This is a genomic window from Arthrobacter sp. 05T420, from assembly GCF_056396305.1.
This window is the reverse complement of record NZ_JBFTLG010000011.1, coordinates 136458-154468: the sequence shown is the minus strand read 5'-3', so window position 1 is coordinate 154468 and position 18011 is coordinate 136458. Positions and strand designations below refer to the sequence as shown.

Below are 18011 nucleotides of genomic sequence, written 5' to 3'. Positions count from 1 at the left end.
CATAGAACGTCTGGCCGATAGCACCGGCCCGATGGAACCAGAGAGAAACTAAGAGGATACTGTGGCAACCACTAACGACATCAAGAACGGAACCGTCCTTAAGCTTGAGGGCCAGCTTTGGAACATCATCGAGTTCCAGCACGTCAAGCCCGGCAAGGGTGGCGCGTTCGTGCGCACCAAGATGCGCAACGTGATGTCCGGCAAGGTGGTCGACAAGACCTTCAACGCCGGACTGAAGATTGAGACCGCCACGGTGGACCGCCGCGACTACCAGTACCTGTACCAGGACGGCGCCGACTACGTCTTCATGGACACCTCGGATTTCGACCAGCTCACCGTTTCCGCCGCCACCGTCGGCGACGCCACCAACTTCATGCTCGAGAACCAGATGGTCAACATCGCCATCCACGAGGGCAACCCGCTCTACATCGAGCTGCCCCCCAGCGTCGTCCTCGAGATCACCTACACCGAGCCGGGCCTGCAGGGCGACCGCTCCTCGGCCGGCACCAAGCCCGCCACCCTCGAAACCGGGTACGAGATCCAGGTGCCGCTGTTCGTCGAGAACAACACCAAGGTCAAGGTCGACACCCGCGACGGCAGCTACCTCGGCCGGGTCAACGACTAGTGAGTGCGCGCGGTAAGGCCCGGAACCGGGCTCTCGATGTGCTTTTCGAGGCCGAGCAACGCTCTGCCTCGGCGTTCGACGTGCTGAAGTCCCGCCGCGAGCAGACAGACCAGATCGTCAACCCGTACACCCTCGAAATTGTCGAAGGCGTGGTGTCGCACCAGGCGGCCATCGACGAATTCCTCGAGACCTATTCGCAGGGCTGGACCCTGGAGCGCATGCCCTCCGTGGACCGCATCATCCTGCGGATCGGCACCTGGGAACTGCTCTACAACGACGACGTCCCGGACGGCGTGGCAGTCAGCGAGGCTGTGGCTTTGGCCAAGACGCTCTCCACGGAGGAGTCGCCGTCGTTCATCAACGGCCTGCTGGGCCGGCTGCAGCAGCTGAAGCCTTCGCTGCTGGCTTAGGTCCTCAAGGCAATCAGCCCAGGCACCACGAAAGAACCCCGTCCAGGACAGTCTGGGCGGGGTTCTTTCGTTAGCCGACGACGGCGGTCCGGAGCGCGGCGATCTCGGCGAGCCGGTGCTGTTCATCGCGTTGGCACGCCGGCACGTCCCGGCCGGTGAGGATCCATTGCCGGGTCAAGGCAAGCTGGGTGGCTGCATCGATCAAGGCCTTCATCTGCGCGTCCCGCCCGACGGACTTGGCCCAGCGCAGTGCGGAACGGCGGCCCGCGGCGGTGGCCAGCATTTCCACCTCAGCCGCGGTGAACCAGCCCGCGGCCGCGTATTCCTTGAGCCGCTGGCGGGTGAGCCTGCGCTCCGCAACCCGCAGCAGCACGATGACCAGGGCCGCCAGCAGGAAAATGGGCACCTGCACCAGCACGTACTGGGCCAGGAAGTCCTGGCCCATGCTGTTCCAGCCGCTGTGCAGCAGCATCGCGGGGACGAGGCCGACGGCGAACGCCAGCACGCCCAGCCCGGTGTGCCCGCGGCGCACGGCGAGGCCCATGATCAGGCCGGTGGTTCCCGTGAAGATGGCGTGGGCGAAGGGGGAAAGTACGCCGCGGAGGAAGAACACCACGGCGAGGTCCGTGCCGGGGTCGCTGGATTCGGCAATGGCACGGCCGAAGTAGAGGATGTTCTCGGTGAACGCGAAGCCGGCCGCGATGGTGAAGGCGAACACCACACCGTCCACCGGCCCGTTGAAGTGTCTCGGGGCGAAGATCAGGAGCATCAGCAGCCCCAGGGACTTAGCGAATTCCTCCACCACCGGTGCTTGGACCGTCACGGCGAAGGTCGTGTAGTCCAGCCCCGAGGCCGGCCCCGCCACCAGCGAAAAATATGGCTGGATCAGCATGGTGACCGCGATGGAGACGGCAGCGCCCCAGACAAAGGCGAAAAGCAACAGCGGCTTGGGCTCAGGTTCCCAGCGGTCGATGAAGCGCACCGTCAACAGCACGGTCCCCAGCGGAATCAGGGAGGCGATGAAGCCAATGACAAAGCCGGAGATTCCGGTCCTGCCCAGCAGGAAGGGCAGGACCAGGAAGAGGCTGATGAAGGCGAGGAATCCGCCGGCCAGGACCAGGCCAGCGACGCCGGCGGAACGGCGGCCGGCCGGAACCGCCGGAGGAACCGCCGGCTGGAACGCCGGCTCGAATTGGCCACGGGGGTTGGCCGGGGCCCGCTGGTAATACGCCGGCCGGACATGTCCCAGCCACGTCGGGTTGGCCTGCTGGGGCAGCGGCCGCTGGCCGGAGGCGCCAAGGTAGTCCTGCCCGGGCCGTGGCTCGTTCGTCGTCATGGAGTCGAGCCTATGTCCGTGTGAGGTTAAACGCATTCCTGCGGCGGCGGACAGTCAGCCCCGCTGTGGTAATTTGAAAGAGCAAATAATCCTTTTTTAATTCCGTCCCGTGAGGCGGGGAAAGGGGAGACGAGCTTTGACTTCTGTGCCTTCAGCACCGGGTCCGGCAAAGGTGATGCTCACCCGGGTTGTCCTCAACCAGGCTGACATCGACCGCGCCCTCACTCGTATCGCCCACGAAATTCTCGAGGCCAACAAGGGCTCCCAGGACCTCGTCCTGCTGGGCATCCCGCGCCGGGGCTATCCCCTCGCCGTCCGCCTCGCCGCCAAAATAGCCGCTGCCGACCCCACCGTGGACGCCTCCGCGATTGTCGGCCAGCTCGACGTCACCATGTTCCGCGATGACCTCTCGCACCAGGCCACCAGGCCGCCGTACCCCACTCAGCTCCCGCGCACCGGGATCGACAACAAAGTTGTTGTGCTGATCGACGACGTCCTCTACTCCGGGCGCACCATCCGCGCAGCCCTCGATGCCATCATCGACCTCGGCCGCCCGCGGATTGTCCGCCTCGCCGTGCTGATCGACCGTGGCCACCGGGAACTGCCCATCCGCGCGGACCACGTCGGCAAGAACCTGCCCACGTCCTCGTCCGAGAAGGTCCGCGTCCGCCTCGAGGAAACCGACACCGTGGACGGCGCCCCCGACGGCACACCCGTCAATGAAGTGGTCATCGAGGCCACCGCATGAGGCACCTGCTCTCCACCCAAGACCTGAGCCTGCAGGACGCCATCCGCATCCTGGACACCGCCGAGGAAATGGCCGCAGTGGGGGAGCGCGAGGTCAAAAAGCTCCCCGCCCTGCGCGGACGCACCGTGGTCAACCTGTTCTTCGAGGACTCCACCCGCACCCGGATCTCCTTCGAGGCCGCCGCCAAGCGGCTCTCCGCCGACGTCATCAACTTCGCCGCGAAAGGCTCTTCCGTCTCCAAGGGCGAGTCACTCAAGGACACCGCCCAGACGCTCGCCGCAATGGGCGCCGACGCCGTGGTCATCCGGCACTGGGCCTCCGGCGCCCCGCACCGGCTCGCCGCGACCGACTGGATCGACGCCGCCGTCATCAACGCCGGCGACGGCACCCACGAACATCCCACCCAGGCGCTGCTGGACGCGTTCACCATGCGCCGGCACTGGTCGAAGCTGGCCGGCACGCCGTCGGCCGGGGCCGACCTCAGAGGCATGCGCGTCGCCATCGCCGGCGACGTGCTCCACTCCCGGGTGGCGCGCTCCAACGTCTGGTTGCTGCGCACCCTCGGCGCCGAAGTCACCCTCGTCGCACCGCCCACCTTGCTGCCCATCGGCGTCGAAAAGTGGCCCTGCGCCGTTAGCTTCGACCTCGACGAGACCCTCGCGCAGGGCGTGGACGCCATGATGATGCTCCGGGTCCAGGGCGAACGGATGAATGCATCCTTCTTCCCGACCACCCGCGAGTACTCTCGCCGCTGGGGCTTCGACGACAACCGGCTCCGGGCCCTCGACAGCCTCGGGCTCAAGGACACCATCATCATGCACCCGGGTCCGATGAACCGCGGCCTGGAAATCTCCGCGGCCGCAGCCGACTCGCCCCGCTCCACCGTGCTGGCGCAGGTCCGCAACGGTGTCTCCATCCGCATGGCGGCACTGTACCTGCTGCTGTCCGGCGAACACCGCGAACCGGCCCCGGCAGCGGTTAGGGCCTCTGCGGCCGCGCCTGCATCCGCGGCCAACGCCGCCACTCCGAACATCACTTATTCCCACCAGGAGATCCACTGATGGCCGAACAGCAACAGCACGCAGTCAACAGCGGCGCCTACCTCATCCGGGGCGCCTCGATCCTGGGCGGAGCAGCCGAGGACCTCCTGATCCGGGACGGCGTGATCGCCGCCCGCGGGCAGTTGGACGCCGACGGTGCCGGGGTGAGGGGTGCCACAGTAATTGACGCCGCCGGCCTCGTCGCGCTCCCGGGCATGGTGGACATCCACACTCACCTGCGCGAACCCGGCCGCGAGGACGCCGAAACCGTCGAAACCGGCACCCGCGCCGCCGCCCTCGGCGGCTATACGGCCGTCCACGCGATGGCCAACAGCACCCCGGTGGCGGACACCGCCGGCGTCGTCGAACAAGTCCTCACCCTTGGCCGGACCGCCGGCTGGGTGGACGTCCGCCCGGTGGGAGCCGTCACCGTGGGGCTCGCGGGGGAGCAGCTCGCCGAACTCGGCGCCATGGCCGACTCCCGCGCCCACGTCCGGGTCTTCTCCGACGACGGCATCTGCGTGCACGATCCCGTGCTGATGCGCCGCGCCCTCGAATACGTCAAGGCGTTCGACGGCGTCGTGGCCCAGCACGCGCAGGAACCCCGCCTCACCGCCGGCGCCCAGATGAACGAGGGCGAGGTCTCCGCCGTCCTCGGCCTGGCCGGCTGGCCGGCCGTCGCCGAAGAAAGCATCATCGCCCGGGACGTGCTGCTGGCCCAGCACGTCGGCTCCCGCCTGCACGTGTGCCACGTCTCCACGGCCGGGTCCGTGGAAATCATCCGCTGGGCCAAGTCCCGCGGCGTCAACGTCACGGCCGAGGTCACCCCGCACCACCTCTGGCTCACGGATGAGCTCGCCCGCAGCTACGACCCCGTCTACAAGGTCAACCCGCCGCTGCGCACCGACGCCGATGTCCAGGCCCTCCGCGCCGCCTTGGCCGACGGCACGATCGACGTCGTCGGCACCGACCACGCCCCGCACCCCAGCGAACACAAGGAATGCGAGTGGGCGCAGGCTGCCATGGGCATGACCGGGCTGGAAACCGCGCTCTCCGTGGTGCAGCACACCATGATCGAATCCGGCCTGATGGGCTGGGAAGACTTCGCCCGCGTGACTTCCACGGCGCCGGCCGCCATCGGCCGGGTCCAGGACCAGGGCCGCCCGCTCGAGGCCGGAGAGCCAGCCAACGTCACACTCGTGGACCCGGCTGCGCGCTGGACGGTGGACCCTTCTAAGATGGCAACCATGGGCCGTAACTCTCCGTTTGCCGGCCGGGAACTGCCCGGGAAGGTAATGGCGACGTTCTTCAAGGGCCACCCGACCGTTCTCGACGGAAAACTCAACACCCCGTACCGGTGGCCGGCCGACGCTGTCGACGCCGGACCGGCGGGCCGCCGCCCATGACGGTCAAGGACCTTTCCCTGCTCTTCACGCTGGTCCTGACCGGCGTCGCGCTTGTCCTCATCGCGGTCGGCTGGCGCAACCGCCTGCGCCGCCAGTCCGACGTCGAGCCCCTCCCCGAGGTTCCCGCCGAGCTCGGCGCCCCGCTGGCCGCGGCCGAGGGCCAGTACGTCGCGTCCACCACTGCCGGCGACTGGCTGGACCGGATCGCCGTGCACAATCTGGGCATCCGCACCAACGCCACGCTCAGCGTGCACCCCGAAGGCGTTTTGTTTGAGCGCGCGGGCGCCGGCCCGGTGTTCATCCCGGCCCCACGCCTCACCGGCGTGCGGCAGGAAAGCGGCATGGCCGGAAAGTTCGTCGAGAAGGACGGCTTGCTGGTGCTGAGCTGGATGCTCGGTTCCCACGAGCTGGACACCGGTTACCGGACCCGCCGTGCCGAGGACAAGAACGTCCTCCTCACCACCCTCCAAGATTTGATCTCCGCAGCCCCTCAGGCAGAAGCCGATAGTGGAAAGTAACGACGTGACGGAAGCCAACGAAGTGTCAGAAGAAGCAGTGTCAGAAACAGCAGTGACGGAAGAAACAGTGACAGCAACGCCCGCTGCGGCGGCATCCACCCCCGCTGTCCTCGTGCTCGAGGACGGCCGGATTTTCCGCGGCACCAGCTACGGCGCCACCGGAACAGCGCTCGGCGAGGCGGTCTTCGCGACCGGCATGACCGGCTACCAGGAGACCATCACAGACCCCTCCTACGCACGCCAGCTCGTGGTCCAGACCGCGCCGCACATCGGCAACACCGGCGTCAACACCGACGACGCCGAGTCCCGCCGCATCTGGGTAGCCGGCTACATCGTCCGCGACGCCGCGCGCCGGCCCTCCAACTGGCGTTCCGAACGGTCCCTGGACGATGAGCTCGTCGACCAGGGGATCGTCGGGATCCAGGGCGTCGACACCCGCGCCATCACCCGGCACCTGCGCGAACACAAGAGCATGCGCGCCGGCATCTTTTCGGGCGACGCCGCCCGCGCCACGGACAAGGAACTCGTCGACGCCGTCCTGGCCAGCGCGCCGATGGAAGGCTCACGGCTCGCCGAGGAAGTCAGCGTGGACGCCGCGTACACCGTGGAGCCCAAGGACTTCGGCTGGGACGGCGAGCCGCGGTTCAACATCGCCGCCATCGACTTGGGCATCAAACGCATGACCCCTGTCCGCTTCGCCGAGCGCGGTGTCCGGGTGCACGTGCTGCCCGCCACGGCGACCCTCGCCGACGTCCAGGCCGTCAACCCCGACGGCTTCTTCATGTCCAACGGCCCCGGCGACCCCGCCACCGCGGACAACCAGGTCACGCTGCTGCGCTCCGTGCTCGACGAGAAGATCCCGTACTTCGGGATCTGCTTCGGCAACCAGATCCTGGGCCGGGCCCTCGGGTTCGGCACCTACAAGCTGCGCTACGGCCACCGCGGCATCAACCAGCCCGTAATGGACCGCCGCACCGGCAAGGTCGAAATCACCTCGCAGAACCACGGGTTCGCCGTCGACGCTCCGCTCAACGGCGCCACGCAGGCCCCCGAGGAACGTTTCGGCCGCGTCGAGGTCAGCCACGTGAGCCTCAACGACGACGTCGTCGAAGGACTCGCCTGCCTCGACATCCCCGCCTTCTCCGTGCAATACCACCCCGAAGCGGCCGCCGGCCCGCACGACGCCGCCTACCTCTTCGACCGCTTCATCGAGCTGATGGCGGACGCTTCTTCAAAGACAGAGACAGGCACACAGACTGCCACCGATTCCAAGACTGAGGACAAGAAGTAATGCCCAAGAGAACTGACCTCAAGAGCGTCATGGTCATCGGGTCCGGCCCGATCGTGATCGGCCAGGCGGCCGAATTCGACTACTCCGGCACCCAGGCACTGCGCGTCCTCAAGGAGGAAGGCCTGCGGGTCATCCTCGTCAACTCCAACCCGGCCACCATCATGACGGACCCCGAGTTCGCGGACGCCACCTACATCGAGCCGATCACCCCCGAAGTGGTCGAGAAGATCATCGCCAAGGAGCGCCCCGACGCGCTGCTGCCGACCCTGGGCGGCCAGACGGCGCTCAACACGGCCATCGCGTTGGACAAGAACGGCGTCCTGGAGAAGTACAACGTCGAGCTGATCGGCGCCAACATTGCCGCGATCGAGCTCGGCGAGGACCGCGAGAAGTTCAAGGGCGTCGTGGAGCGCTGCGGCGCCGAATCGGCCCGCAGCCACATCATCCACACCATTGACGAGGCCCTCGCGGCAGCCGAAGACCTCGGTTACCCGATGGTCGTCCGGCCCTCCTTCACCATGGGCGGCCTCGGCTCCGGGCTGGCCTACGACGAGGCAGACCTCCGCCGGATCGTCGGCCAGGGCCTGCAGTACAGCCCCACGTCCGAGGTCCTGCTCGAAGAGAGCATCCTCGGCTGGAAGGAATACGAGCTCGAGATGATGCGGGACAAGAACGACAACGTCGTTGTGGTCTGCTCCATCGAGAACTTCGACCCGGTCGGCGTGCACACCGGCGACTCGATCACCGTCGCCCCGGCCCTGACCCTCACGGACCGCGAATACCAGCGGCTGCGTGACATCTCCATCGCCGTCATCCGAGAAGTCGGCGTCGACACCGGCGGCTGCAACATCCAGTTCGCCGTCGAGCCGGACACCGGCCGCGTCGTCGTGATCGAAATGAACCCGCGCGTCTCCCGCTCCTCCGCCCTCGCCTCGAAGGCCACCGGCTTCGCGATCGCCAAGATCGCCACCAAGCTGTCCCTCGGCTACACCCTGGACGAGATCCCGAACGACATCACCCAGAAGACCCCGGCGTCCTTCGAACCGACCCTGGATTACGTGGTGGTGAAGGTCCCGCGCTTCGCCTTCGAGAAGTTCCCGGCAGCGGACCCCACCTTGACCACCACCATGAAATCGGTGGGCGAGGCGATGGCCATGGGCCGGAACTTCACCGAGGCGCTGCAGAAGGCCCTGCGCTCCCTGGAGCAGAAGGGCTCCCAGCTGGACTTCAGCCACGTCCCGGAATGGGAAGTCGCCGAGCTGATCGAGAAGTCCAAGCGTCCCACCACCGACCGCCTGCACCAGGTCCAGCGCGCCCTGCTCGGCGGCGCCACCGTGGAACAGCTCTTCGAAGCCACCAAGATCGATCCCTGGTACCTGGACCAGCTCCAGCTGCTGAACGAAATCTCCCTCGAAATCCGGCAGGCCGCCGCGCTGACTCCGGAGATGCTGACACGCGCCAAGCGCCACGGCTTCTCCGACGAGCAAATCGGTGCCCTGACCCACAACTCCGAGGACGTCGTCCGCGGCGTCCGGCAGGCCCTCGGCATCCGTCCCGTCTACAAGACCGTGGACACCTGCGCGGCCGAGTTCGCCGCCTACACCCCGTACCACTACTCCTCCTATGACGAGGAGGACGAGGTCGCGCTGCACGCCAAGCCGTCCATCATCATCCTCGGGTCCGGCCCCAACCGGATCGGCCAGGGCATCGAGTTCGACTACTCCTGCGTCCACGCCTCGATGGCGCTGCGCAAGGCCGGCTACGAGACCGTGATGGTCAACTGCAACCCGGAAACGGTCTCCACGGACTACGACGTCTCCACCCGGCTCTACTTCGAGCCGCTGACCCTGGAGGACGTGCTCGAGGTCATCGCGGCCGAGGAGCGCACCGGCGGCGTCATGGGCGTCTTCGTCCAGCTCGGCGGCCAGACCCCGCTGAAACTGGCCCAGCAGCTCGCCGACGCCGGCGTGCCGATCCTTGGCACCTCCCCGGAGGCGATCGACCTCGCCGAACACCGGGGCGCCTTCTCCCGCGTGCTCGACAAGGCCGGACTCGTCTCGCCGAAGAACGGCACCGCCGTGTCCTTCGAGGACGCCAAGAAGATCGCCGACGAGATCGGCTACCCGGTCCTGGTCCGCCCGTCCTACGTCCTCGGCGGCCGCGGCATGGAGATCGTCTACGACGAGCCCAACCTCTCCCGCTACATCGCCAACGCCACCGAAATCACCCCGGACCACCCCGTGTTGATCGACCGCTTCCTCGAGGACGCCGTCGAGATCGACGTCGACGCCCTCTACGACGGCACGGAGATGTACCTCGGCGGCATCATGGAGCACATCGAGGAGGCCGGCATCCACTCCGGCGACTCGGCCTGCGTGCTGCCGCCCATCACCCTGGGCAGCAACGTCCTGGAACGGGTCCGGACCGCCACCCTGGCGATCGCCGAGGGCGTGGGCGTCCGCGGCCTGATCAACATCCAGTTCGCCCTGGCCTCCGACGTGCTCTACGTCCTCGAAGCCAACCCGCGCGCCTCACGGACCGTGCCGTTCGTCTCCAAGGCCACCGGCGTCCAGATGGCGAAGGCGGCAGCCCTGATCGGCACCGGCGTCACCATCAACCAGCTCCGCAGCGCGTACAAGATGCTGCCGGAGACGGGCGACGGCTCCTCCTTGCCGCTGGACGCACCGGTCTCGGTCAAGGAAGCCGTGCTGCCGTTCAGCCGCTTCCGCACCCCCGAGGGCAAGGTGGTCGACTCCCTGCTCGGCCCGGAAATGCGCTCCACCGGTGAGGTTATGGGCATCGACAAGCACTTCGACACGGCCTTCGCCAAGAGCCAGGCGGCCGCCAACAACGCGTTGCCCACCGAGGGCAAGATCTTCGTCTCGGTCGCGAACCGGGACAAGCGCTCGGTCATCATGGGCGTCAAGCGGCTCTCGGACCTCGGCTTCGAGATCGTCTCCACCGGCGGCACGGCCGACGTCCTGCGCCGCAACGGCATCCAGGCCACCCCGGTCCGGAAGGTCGCCGAGGGCTCCAGCGCCGAAGGCGAAGGCACCATCGCCGACCTCATCATCGCCGGCGAGATCGACATGGTCTTCAACACCCCCTCCGGTGGCGAGGCCCGCAGCGACGGCTACGAACTGCGTGCCGCCGCAACGTCGATCGGCATCCCGTGCATCACCACGGTGGCCGAGTTCAATGCCGCCGTCCAGGCCATCGAGGCGCTGCGCACCTACGAATGGTCCGTCACGAGCCTGCAGGAGCACGGCGCGAACCTGAAGGCCCTGCAGGATGCCTGAGGCATCCACTCCGCGAACGCCCGGCCGGGAGTCGTTCGGCTCCCGGCTGGGGCGGGCCATGGCGGAGCGCGGCCCGCTGTGCGTCGGCATCGACCCGCACCCGGCGCTGCTGCAGCGCTGGGGGCTGACTGACGACGCCGCCGGGCTGGAACGCTTCTCGCTGACCGTCCTGGAGGCCGTGGGCTCCCTCGCTGCCGCGGTGAAGCCGCAGGTAGCGCTGTACGAGCGGCACGGCTCGGCGGGAATCGCCGTGCTCGAACGGACCCTGGCCGCGGCTGCGGAACACTCCGTGCTGAGCATCGCGGACGCCAAACGCGGCGACATCGGCTCCACCATGGCCGCGTACGCCGACGCGTGGCTGCGGGACGGCTCGGCCCTGGCGGCGGATTCGGTCACGCTGAGCCCGTACCTGGGCTTTGAGTCGCTCCGGCCCGCCCTGGACCTGGCGGCCGAGACCGGTCGCGGCGTGTTCGTCCTCGCGCTGACCTCGAACCCGGAGGGCGCCTCCGTCCAGCACGTCGGCGGAGCGGACTCCGTCGCGCGGCGGATCACGGAAGCGGCCGCGGCGGAGAACCGCCGCTACGACGGCCCCCTCGGTTCGGTGGGCCTGGTGGTCGGCGCCACGGTGGGCTCAGCTCTCACCGCACTCGATCTGGACCTGGCGGCGGTCCGCGGGCCCATCCTGGCCCCCGGCCTGGGTGCGCAGGGCGCAACGGCGGCGGACCTGCGCCGCACTTTCGGTGCGGCTTATTCCCAGGTTCTGGGCACCTCGAGCCGGGACATCCTCGGCGCCGGACCGCAGCTGCAGTCCCTCCGGGATGCCGCACGGCGCACTCTCGACGAACTCCTCGCCGCCTAGCGGCAGCCGGGACGCCGGCCCGGGTCCGGGGCTCCCGGGCCCGGGCCGAGCGCTTTCCGGACGCCGGCCAGTTTCGGCATCTGAGTTCTTCCCGTGCCGGGGGCGTTCGCAGATTTCCATTGATTTCTGCCGCCGCCAGACGGTAGGTTCGGGGCAAGGGCATGAGTGCCCCGTCCCGCCATGCAGGGAGGACTTCCAGTGAGTTTGAGACCCCTCACTCCGCAGGAGCGTTCCGACGCCCTCCGCAAGGCCGCTGCCGCAAGGGCCACCAGGGCCGAGGCAAAAGAGCGCCTCAAGACGGGGGAACTGTCTATTGCCAAAGTCATCAGTGCCGCCGAAAGCGACGACGCCATTGCCCGCATGCGAATCGTGGAGCTGCTCGAAGCCCTCCCCGGGATCGGCAGGGTCCGGGCGGCGGCCATCATGGACCAGCTTGGCATCGCGCAATCCCGACGGGTCCGCGGCCTGGGAATCCACCAGCGCCGCGCGCTGGTAGATTTTATTGACGACAAATAGCTCGCTCCGCCGAGCTGCCCCCACCGCCAAAGGAATATGTGAGCAAGAAACCGGGACTGACAGTCCTCGCCGGCCCGACGGCTGTTGGCAAAGGCACCGTGTCCACCTACATCCGGGACAACTACCCCGAGGTGTGGCTGTCTGTTTCGGCTACCACCCGGGCTCCGCGGCCCGGGGAGATCGACGGAGTGCACTATTACTTCAAGTCGAAGGAGGAGTTCGAGTCCCTGGTGGCTGCAGGCGAATTCCTCGAATGGGCCGTGGTGCATGGACAGAACACCTATGGCACTCTGAAGAGCACGGTCAACGAGGCCATCGCCGACGGCCGCCCGGTGCTTCTGGAAATCGATCTGCAGGGAGCGCGCCAGGTAAGGCAGGCCGTTCCGGAGGCGCAGTTCGTGTTTCTGGCGCCCCCGAGCTGGGACGAATTAGTGCGTCGACTTGTGGGCCGCGGCACGGAAAGTGCCGAGGAACAGCGGCGGCGGCTGGAAACCGGTAAAGTAGAGCTTGCTGCTGAACCGGAGTTCGACCATACCGTCATCAACGACGACGTTCGCCGGGCAGCGGACGAGCTTGTTTCACTCATGGGGCTGACCCCCCACCCGCACTAGCTGCGGGAAGCCATCAGCCCGTTAGAATTTGGAGAATTCGTGTCCACGAACCTTGAAGGCATCATCAACCCGCCGATCGACGAGCTGCTGAAGGCCGCCGACTCGAAGTACGGACTGGTGATTTTCGGTGCCAAGCGCGCACGCCAGATCAACGCGTACTACGCCCAGCTGCACGAGGGCCTCTTCGAGTACGTTGGCCCGCTGGTCGACACCAAGCTGAACGAGAAGTCCCTGTCGATCGCTCTGCGAGAGATCAACGAAGGCAAGCTCGTCTCCACGCCGATCGAAGCCGCAGAGTAATTCCCTCCGCGGGAAGAGCCAAGTAAACAGACTGCCTGCTGACGGAGATCACGTGCGCATAGTCCTCGGAGTCGGGGGAGGGATTGCCGCCTACAAGGTGGCGTCGCTCCTCCGGCTTTTTACTGAAGCCGGGCACGACGTCACGGTCATCCCCTCCGAGGCGGCCACCCGCTTCGTCGGCGTCGCCACATGGGAGGCCCTTTCCGGGCACCCGGTGAGCAACAGTGTGTTCGACGCCGTCCACACGGTCAACCACGTTCGGCTCGGCCACGAGGCCGAACTGATCGTCGTGGCCCCCGCCACGGCCGATCTCCTGGCCCGTGCGGCCACCGGACAGGCCGATGACCTCCTCACCAACACCCTGCTGATGGCCGGCGACTGCCCGGTGCTCATGGCCCCGGCCATGCACACCGAAATGTGGCAGCACCCCGCCACCGCGGCCAACGTTGAAACCCTGCGCAGCCGCGGCGTCACCGTGCTGGAACCCGCGAGCGGCCGCCTGACCGGCGCCGACTCCGGTCCCGGCCGGCTTCCCGAACCCGAGGCGATCTTCACCGCCGCCATGGCCCTCGCCGGCGCAGCTGTTGCCGCGGCGGGGGAGCCGGCCGGCGCGGCCGAGCCGGACGTCGACGCTGCCCTGGCCGCCGGTCCGTCCGCTGCGCCGTTGGCGGCCCTGCCGTTGGCCGGTCTGACTGTGACCGTCAGTGCCGGCGGCACTAGGGAACCGCTGGACCCCGTGCGGTTCCTGGGCAACCGCTCCTCGGGCAAGCAGGGCGTCGCCCTGGCCTCGGCCGCCCTCGAGGCCGGCGCCCGCGTCCGCCTGCTGGCCGCCCACATGGAGATCCCGGCACCCGCCGGCGTCGAGGTCGTCCAGGTCGAGACTGCCCTCGAGTTGCGGAAGGCTGCACTGCACGCCGCCGCCGACTCCGACGTCGTCATCATGGCCGCCGCCGTCGCGGACTTCCGCCCGGCGGACGTCTCCGGGACCAAGATCAAGAAGCGCGACGACGTCGCCGATCCCGTGATCAATCTGGTGCGCAATCCGGACATCCTGCGGGACCTGGTGGAGGTCCGCGACGCCGCGTCGCGGGACCAGCTGATCGTCGGCTTTGCCGCCGAAACAGGCGACGCCGGGGGCGACGTCCTCGAGTATGCCCGGGCCAAGCTGCAGCGGAAAGCCTGTGACCTGCTGGTCGTCAACCAGGTGGGTCGGGACAAGGTCTTTGGCGAAGACACGAACTCCGTAGTCATCCTTTCCCGCGACGGCTCCGAACCCCAAGAGGCGTCGGGTTCCAAATCCGACGTCGCGGCTGCCGTGATCGACCGGATCAGCGCCGAGCTGAGCCGGGCTGTACCGCCGGCATAGCCCGGCGTAACCAACATCTCCTTAGCACGGTGACACATGCCGCCGGACGTCCGTTTTCCAACCAGTAAGGTAGTTGAGTGACTTTACCGCTGCACATCCCCGCCTTCCACGGGTCCACGCCCGCCGCGCTCCGGCTCTTCACGTCCGAGTCAGTGACGGAGGGCCATCCCGACAAGATCTGTGACCAGATCAGCGATGCGATCCTCGACGCCCTGCTCGCCAAAGACCCCGAGTCCAGGGTTGCCGTGGAGACGCTGGCCACCACCGGGCTGGTCCACGTGGCCGGCGAGGTCACCACCGACGCTTACGTCGAGATCCCGCAGATTGTCCGGGAAACCATCCTGGGCATCGGGTACGATTCTTCGGCCAACGGCTTCGACGGCGCCCGTTGCGGCGTCTCGGTGTCCATCGGCCAGCAGTCCAACGACATCGCCGGCGGCGTGTTCAACTCGCTCGAAGCCCGCGAGGGACGCCAGGAGGACGACTACGACCTCCAGGGCGCAGGCGACCAGGGACTCATGTTCGGCTACGCCAGCGACGAGACGCCGTCCTACATGCCCGTGCCGATCTGGCTCGCGCACCGGCTCTCCGAACGCCTGACCGAGGTCCGCAAGAACGGCGAACTCGCCTACTTGCGCCCGGACGGCAAGACCCAGGTCACGGTGGGCTACGACGGCGACCGGCCGGTCTCGGTCGAGACTGTCGTCATCTCCAGCCAGCACGCAGAAGGCACCAGCCTCGACCGGCTCCGGGCTGACCTCGCCGAGCACGTGGTGGGACCGGTCATGGCGCTGTCCAACCTGGACACCTCACGGGCCCACAACATCCTGAACCCCGCAGGCGCCTTTGTCATTGGCGGCCCGGTGGGCGACGCCGGCCTCACCGGCCGCAAAATCATCGTCGACACCTACGGCGGCATGGCCCGCCACGGCGGCGGCGCTTTCTCCGGCAAGGATCCGTCGAAGGTGGACCGCTCGGCGGCATACGCCATGCGCTGGGTCGCCAAGAACGTGGTGGCCGCTGGCCTGGCCAAGCGAGCCGAAATCCAAATCGCCTACGCGATCGGGCAGGCCCGCCCGGTGGGCACCTACGTCGAGACGTTCGGAACCGAAACCGTGGACCCGGCGCGGATCAGCGCCGCGATCGCCGAGATCTTCGACCTGCGCCCCCGCGCCATCATCGATGCCCTCGACCTTAAGCGCCCGATCTACGCCAAGACCGCCGCCCACGGGCACTTCGGCCGCGAAGACCCGGACTTCACCTGGGAACGCCTGGACCGGGTGGACGAGCTGAAGGCGTTCTTTAACGCCTGAGGCCAGGCCCACACCGTCCGAAGCCCCTTGTTGGGTTGTTGGATGGTGAGAATTGTCAGTCCTGTGTGATGTGCTGTAGCCAGGCCGCCCTCCGGTGGCCTGGCTACATGCAATTTAGCCGGTTCATATTTAGCCGTGGCGTTGTCGAACGATCCCAAGGGAGGTGCGAGCCGTGAGTCCCAATCCTGCCGGCGGCGCGCCCGGTGAGCCCCAGCAGCTGTCCCTGCTCCAGGGCTTTCCCGCCTCCGCCGCGGAAGCGTCGGGTCCCGCCCTTGCCGCACAGTTGCCGGTGGCGCGGGTGCTGATCGAATCCTCGCTGCCCCACCTGGACCGGCCTTTCGATTACAGCGTGCCTGCCGCCCTCGACGCCGCGGCCGTGCCCGGCGCGCGGGTCAAGGTCAAGTTCAACGGGCAGGAACTGGCCGGCTACCTGCTGGAACGAACCGCCGGGTCCGATGCCGGCCACCCGCTCGTGCCGCTGCACAAAGTGCTCTCGCCCGTCCCGGTCCTGACCCCTGCGGTGGCCGAGCTCGCCGGCCGGATCGCCGCACGGTACGCCGGAACCGTCAGCGATGTCCTGCGCGTTGCCGTGCCGCCCCGCATGGCCAAACTGGAAAAGGAATTCGCCCCTGACGGCCGGCTCGACCCCGAGCTGTTTGGTACTGAGATGTTCGGTGTTGCGACCGCTGTGTCGCTTCCGTCGCCTGCCGCGGGCAGCGCCTGGGCCACGTACCGCAACGGTCCGGCGTTCATCGCCCACCTCGCCGCGGGGGAGTCGCCCCGGGCAGTGCTGACCGCCCTGCGGGGGTACGGGCCCGGGGGCTGGCCGCGGATGGTCGCCGAGGCGGTGGCGGCCGTGCGGATCTCCGGCCGCGGCGCCGTCGTGGTGGTGCCCGACTATCGGGACCTCGACCGTGTGGAGTCTGCCCTGCTGGAGCTCCTTCCTGCCGGCGACGTCGCCCGGCTTACCGCGGACGACGGCCAGACGCCGCGCTACCGGAGTTTCCTGCGTGTCCTCAGCGGCGCGGCCGGGGTGGCCGTGGGCACGCGGTCCGCTGCCTACGCGCCGGTGCGGAACCTCGGGCTCGTGGTCTGCTGGGACGACGGCGATGACCTCCACATCGAACAGCGCTCCCCGTACGCGCACTCCCGCGAGGTCCTCCTGCTCCGCGCGGGCCAGGAGGGCGCCGCGTGCCTGCTCGCGGCCCATTCGCGCAGCACCGAAACGGAACGGCTGGTCGCCTCCGGCTGGGCGCAGGCCGTGGAAGCGGAACGAACCGTCCTCCGGCGCACCGTCCCGCGCGTCCTGAACACGGCGGACAGCTACGAACTCGAGCATGACCCGCTCGCCCGCATCGCCCGCCTCCCCGGCGCGGCCTGGCGGGCTGCCAAGGAGGGCCTGGAACGGGGTCCGGTCCTGGTCCAGGTGGCCCGGGCCGGGTACGCCCCCTCACTGGTGTGCGAAACCTGCCGGGAACCGGCGCGCTGCACCGCCTGCAGCGGGCCCTTGGCGATCGCCGGTCCGGGCGGGAGCAGCGCCGTACCGCAATGCCGCTGGTGCTCGGCCCCCGCCCCGGCCTGGCGGTGCGGCACATGCAACGGTGCCCGCCTCCGGCGTGGCGCCACGGGCGCCCTCCGCACGGCGGAGGAGCTGGGCCGGGCCTTCCCGGGAAAACCGGTCATCACCTCCTCCGGGGACCAGATCAAGGCCACCGTTCCGGAGACGGCCGCCCTCGTGGTTGCCACTGTCGGTGCCGAACCCGTAGCCACCGGCGGGTACGCCGCGGCGCTGCTGCTCGACGGCGACTCGCTGCTGCGCCGGGAAAACCTAAGGGCGGGGGAGGACGCAGTCCGCCGCTGGTTCAACGCAGCAGCGCTGGTGCGGCCGGCGCACGACGGCGGGCTGGTGGTCATTACCGCCGACGACGCCGCCGGCGTTGGCGCCCTCTTGCGCTGGGATCCCGCCGGGTACGCCAGTCGGGAGCTGGCTCTGCGGCAGGAGCTGCAGCTGCCGCCCGCCGTGCGGGTTGCCTCCGTCACCGGCGGCAGGACCGCCGTCGGCCATTTCACCGATGCCATTGCGCAGCGGCTGGCGGCGCAGGGTACCGTCCTCCGGACGGCCGGTCCCGCGCCCCTCATCCTGCCGGCTGCCGCGGGGGCCGGCCGCACAGTGTCACGGGATGCTGCGCTACGGGACTCGCCGCCGCGGGAGGCCGGCGAGGAAGTCCGGACCCTGTTGTTCATCCCCTACGCCCAGGCCGCGGACGCCACGGCCGTCATGCGGGCCGTCAAGGCCGCGGCCGCAGCCAAGCGCAGCGACGACCCGGTACAGCTGCGCCTGGACGGCGTGGACGTCCTCTAGCCGCAGCCAGG

General features: G+C 68.4%; 16 protein-coding genes. 15 read left to right on the top strand and 1 reads right to left on the bottom strand.

Features of this window, described 5'->3' with window-relative positions; translation table 11 throughout:
* Positions 1–61 precede the first annotated feature (61 nt).
* Positions 62–625, top strand: coding sequence for an elongation factor P (efp, locus tag AC1DEM_RS12645; RefSeq protein WP_476884696.1), 564 nt, complete (start codon positions 62–64; stop codon positions 623–625).
* Complete coding sequence (nusB, locus tag AC1DEM_RS12640) at positions 625–1035, top strand: transcription antitermination factor NusB (protein ID WP_476884695.1); 411 nt, start codon at positions 625–627, stop codon at positions 1033–1035. Before efp ends, nusB begins: the two co-directional genes overlap by 1 nt.
* A gap of 70 nt (positions 1036–1105) precedes the next feature.
* On the opposite strand, the gene AC1DEM_RS12635 is transcribed toward nusB, so the two are convergent.
* Positions 1106–2371: a PrsW family intramembrane metalloprotease gene (locus AC1DEM_RS12635; protein ID WP_476884694.1), complete on the bottom strand. Its 1266-nt coding sequence runs from the start codon at positions 2369–2371 to the stop codon at positions 1106–1108.
* Positions 2372–2507: 136 nt separating this feature from the next.
* Between AC1DEM_RS12635 and pyrR the strand changes: the two genes are divergently transcribed.
* From pyrR to AC1DEM_RS12570, 13 genes are all read left to right on the top strand, one after another.
* Positions 2508–3119, top strand: a complete 612-nt coding sequence (gene pyrR, locus AC1DEM_RS12630) for a bifunctional pyr operon transcriptional regulator/uracil phosphoribosyltransferase PyrR (protein WP_476884693.1) — start codon at positions 2508–2510, stop codon at positions 3117–3119.
* Positions 3116–4180 carry an aspartate carbamoyltransferase catalytic subunit gene (locus tag AC1DEM_RS12625; protein WP_476884692.1) on the top strand — a complete coding sequence of 355 codons (1065 nt, stop codon included), beginning with the start codon at positions 3116–3118 and terminating at the stop codon, positions 4178–4180. The genes pyrR and AC1DEM_RS12625 overlap by 4 nt, the downstream gene beginning before the upstream one ends.
* Positions 4180–5565: a dihydroorotase gene (locus AC1DEM_RS12620; protein ID WP_476884691.1), complete on the top strand. Its 1386-nt coding sequence runs from the start codon at positions 4180–4182 to the stop codon at positions 5563–5565. The genes AC1DEM_RS12625 and AC1DEM_RS12620 overlap by 1 nt, the downstream gene beginning before the upstream one ends.
* The gene (locus tag AC1DEM_RS12615; RefSeq protein WP_476884690.1) at positions 5562–6083 is read left to right on the top strand and encodes a PH-like domain-containing protein; all 522 of its coding nucleotides are present in this window, start codon (positions 5562–5564) and stop codon (positions 6081–6083) included. Before AC1DEM_RS12620 ends, AC1DEM_RS12615 begins: the two co-directional genes overlap by 4 nt.
* Before the next feature lie 37 nt (positions 6084–6120).
* On the top strand, positions 6121–7374 hold the full coding sequence (gene carA, locus AC1DEM_RS12610; RefSeq protein WP_476884689.1) for a glutamine-hydrolyzing carbamoyl-phosphate synthase small subunit: 1254 nt from the start codon (positions 6121–6123) through the stop codon (positions 7372–7374).
* Positions 7374–10673 (top strand): carbamoyl-phosphate synthase large subunit, encoded by a 3300-nt coding sequence (carB, locus tag AC1DEM_RS12605; RefSeq protein ID WP_476884688.1) that lies wholly within the window; start codon positions 7374–7376, stop codon positions 10671–10673. The genes carA and carB overlap by 1 nt, the downstream gene beginning before the upstream one ends.
* The gene (gene pyrF / locus AC1DEM_RS12600; protein ID WP_476884687.1) at positions 10666–11532 is read left to right on the top strand and encodes an orotidine-5'-phosphate decarboxylase; all 867 of its coding nucleotides are present in this window, start codon (positions 10666–10668) and stop codon (positions 11530–11532) included. The genes carB and pyrF overlap by 8 nt, the downstream gene beginning before the upstream one ends.
* A gap of 198 nt (positions 11533–11730) precedes the next feature.
* Positions 11731–12048, top strand: coding sequence for an integration host factor, actinobacterial type (gene mihF / locus AC1DEM_RS12595; protein ID WP_476884686.1), 318 nt, complete (start codon positions 11731–11733; stop codon positions 12046–12048).
* 38 nt (positions 12049–12086) lie between these two features.
* Positions 12087–12659, top strand: a complete 573-nt coding sequence (gene gmk, locus AC1DEM_RS12590) for a guanylate kinase (RefSeq protein WP_476884685.1) — start codon at positions 12087–12089, stop codon at positions 12657–12659.
* Positions 12660–12698: 39 nt separating this feature from the next.
* Entirely contained in the window at positions 12699–12959 is a 261-nt protein-coding gene (rpoZ, locus tag AC1DEM_RS12585) for a DNA-directed RNA polymerase subunit omega (protein WP_090581074.1), read from the top strand.
* 52 nt (positions 12960–13011) lie between these two features.
* Positions 13012–14325: a bifunctional phosphopantothenoylcysteine decarboxylase/phosphopantothenate synthase gene (locus AC1DEM_RS12580; protein ID WP_476884684.1), complete on the top strand. Its 1314-nt coding sequence runs from the start codon at positions 13012–13014 to the stop codon at positions 14323–14325.
* A 77-nt stretch (positions 14326–14402) separates the two neighbouring features.
* Entirely contained in the window at positions 14403–15638 is a 1236-nt protein-coding gene (gene metK / locus AC1DEM_RS12575; protein ID WP_277525877.1) for a methionine adenosyltransferase, read from the top strand.
* Between the two features lie 172 nt (positions 15639–15810).
* Entirely contained in the window at positions 15811–18000 is a 2190-nt protein-coding gene (locus tag AC1DEM_RS12570; RefSeq protein WP_476884683.1) for a primosomal protein N', read from the top strand.
* Positions 18001–18011 lie beyond the last annotated feature (11 nt).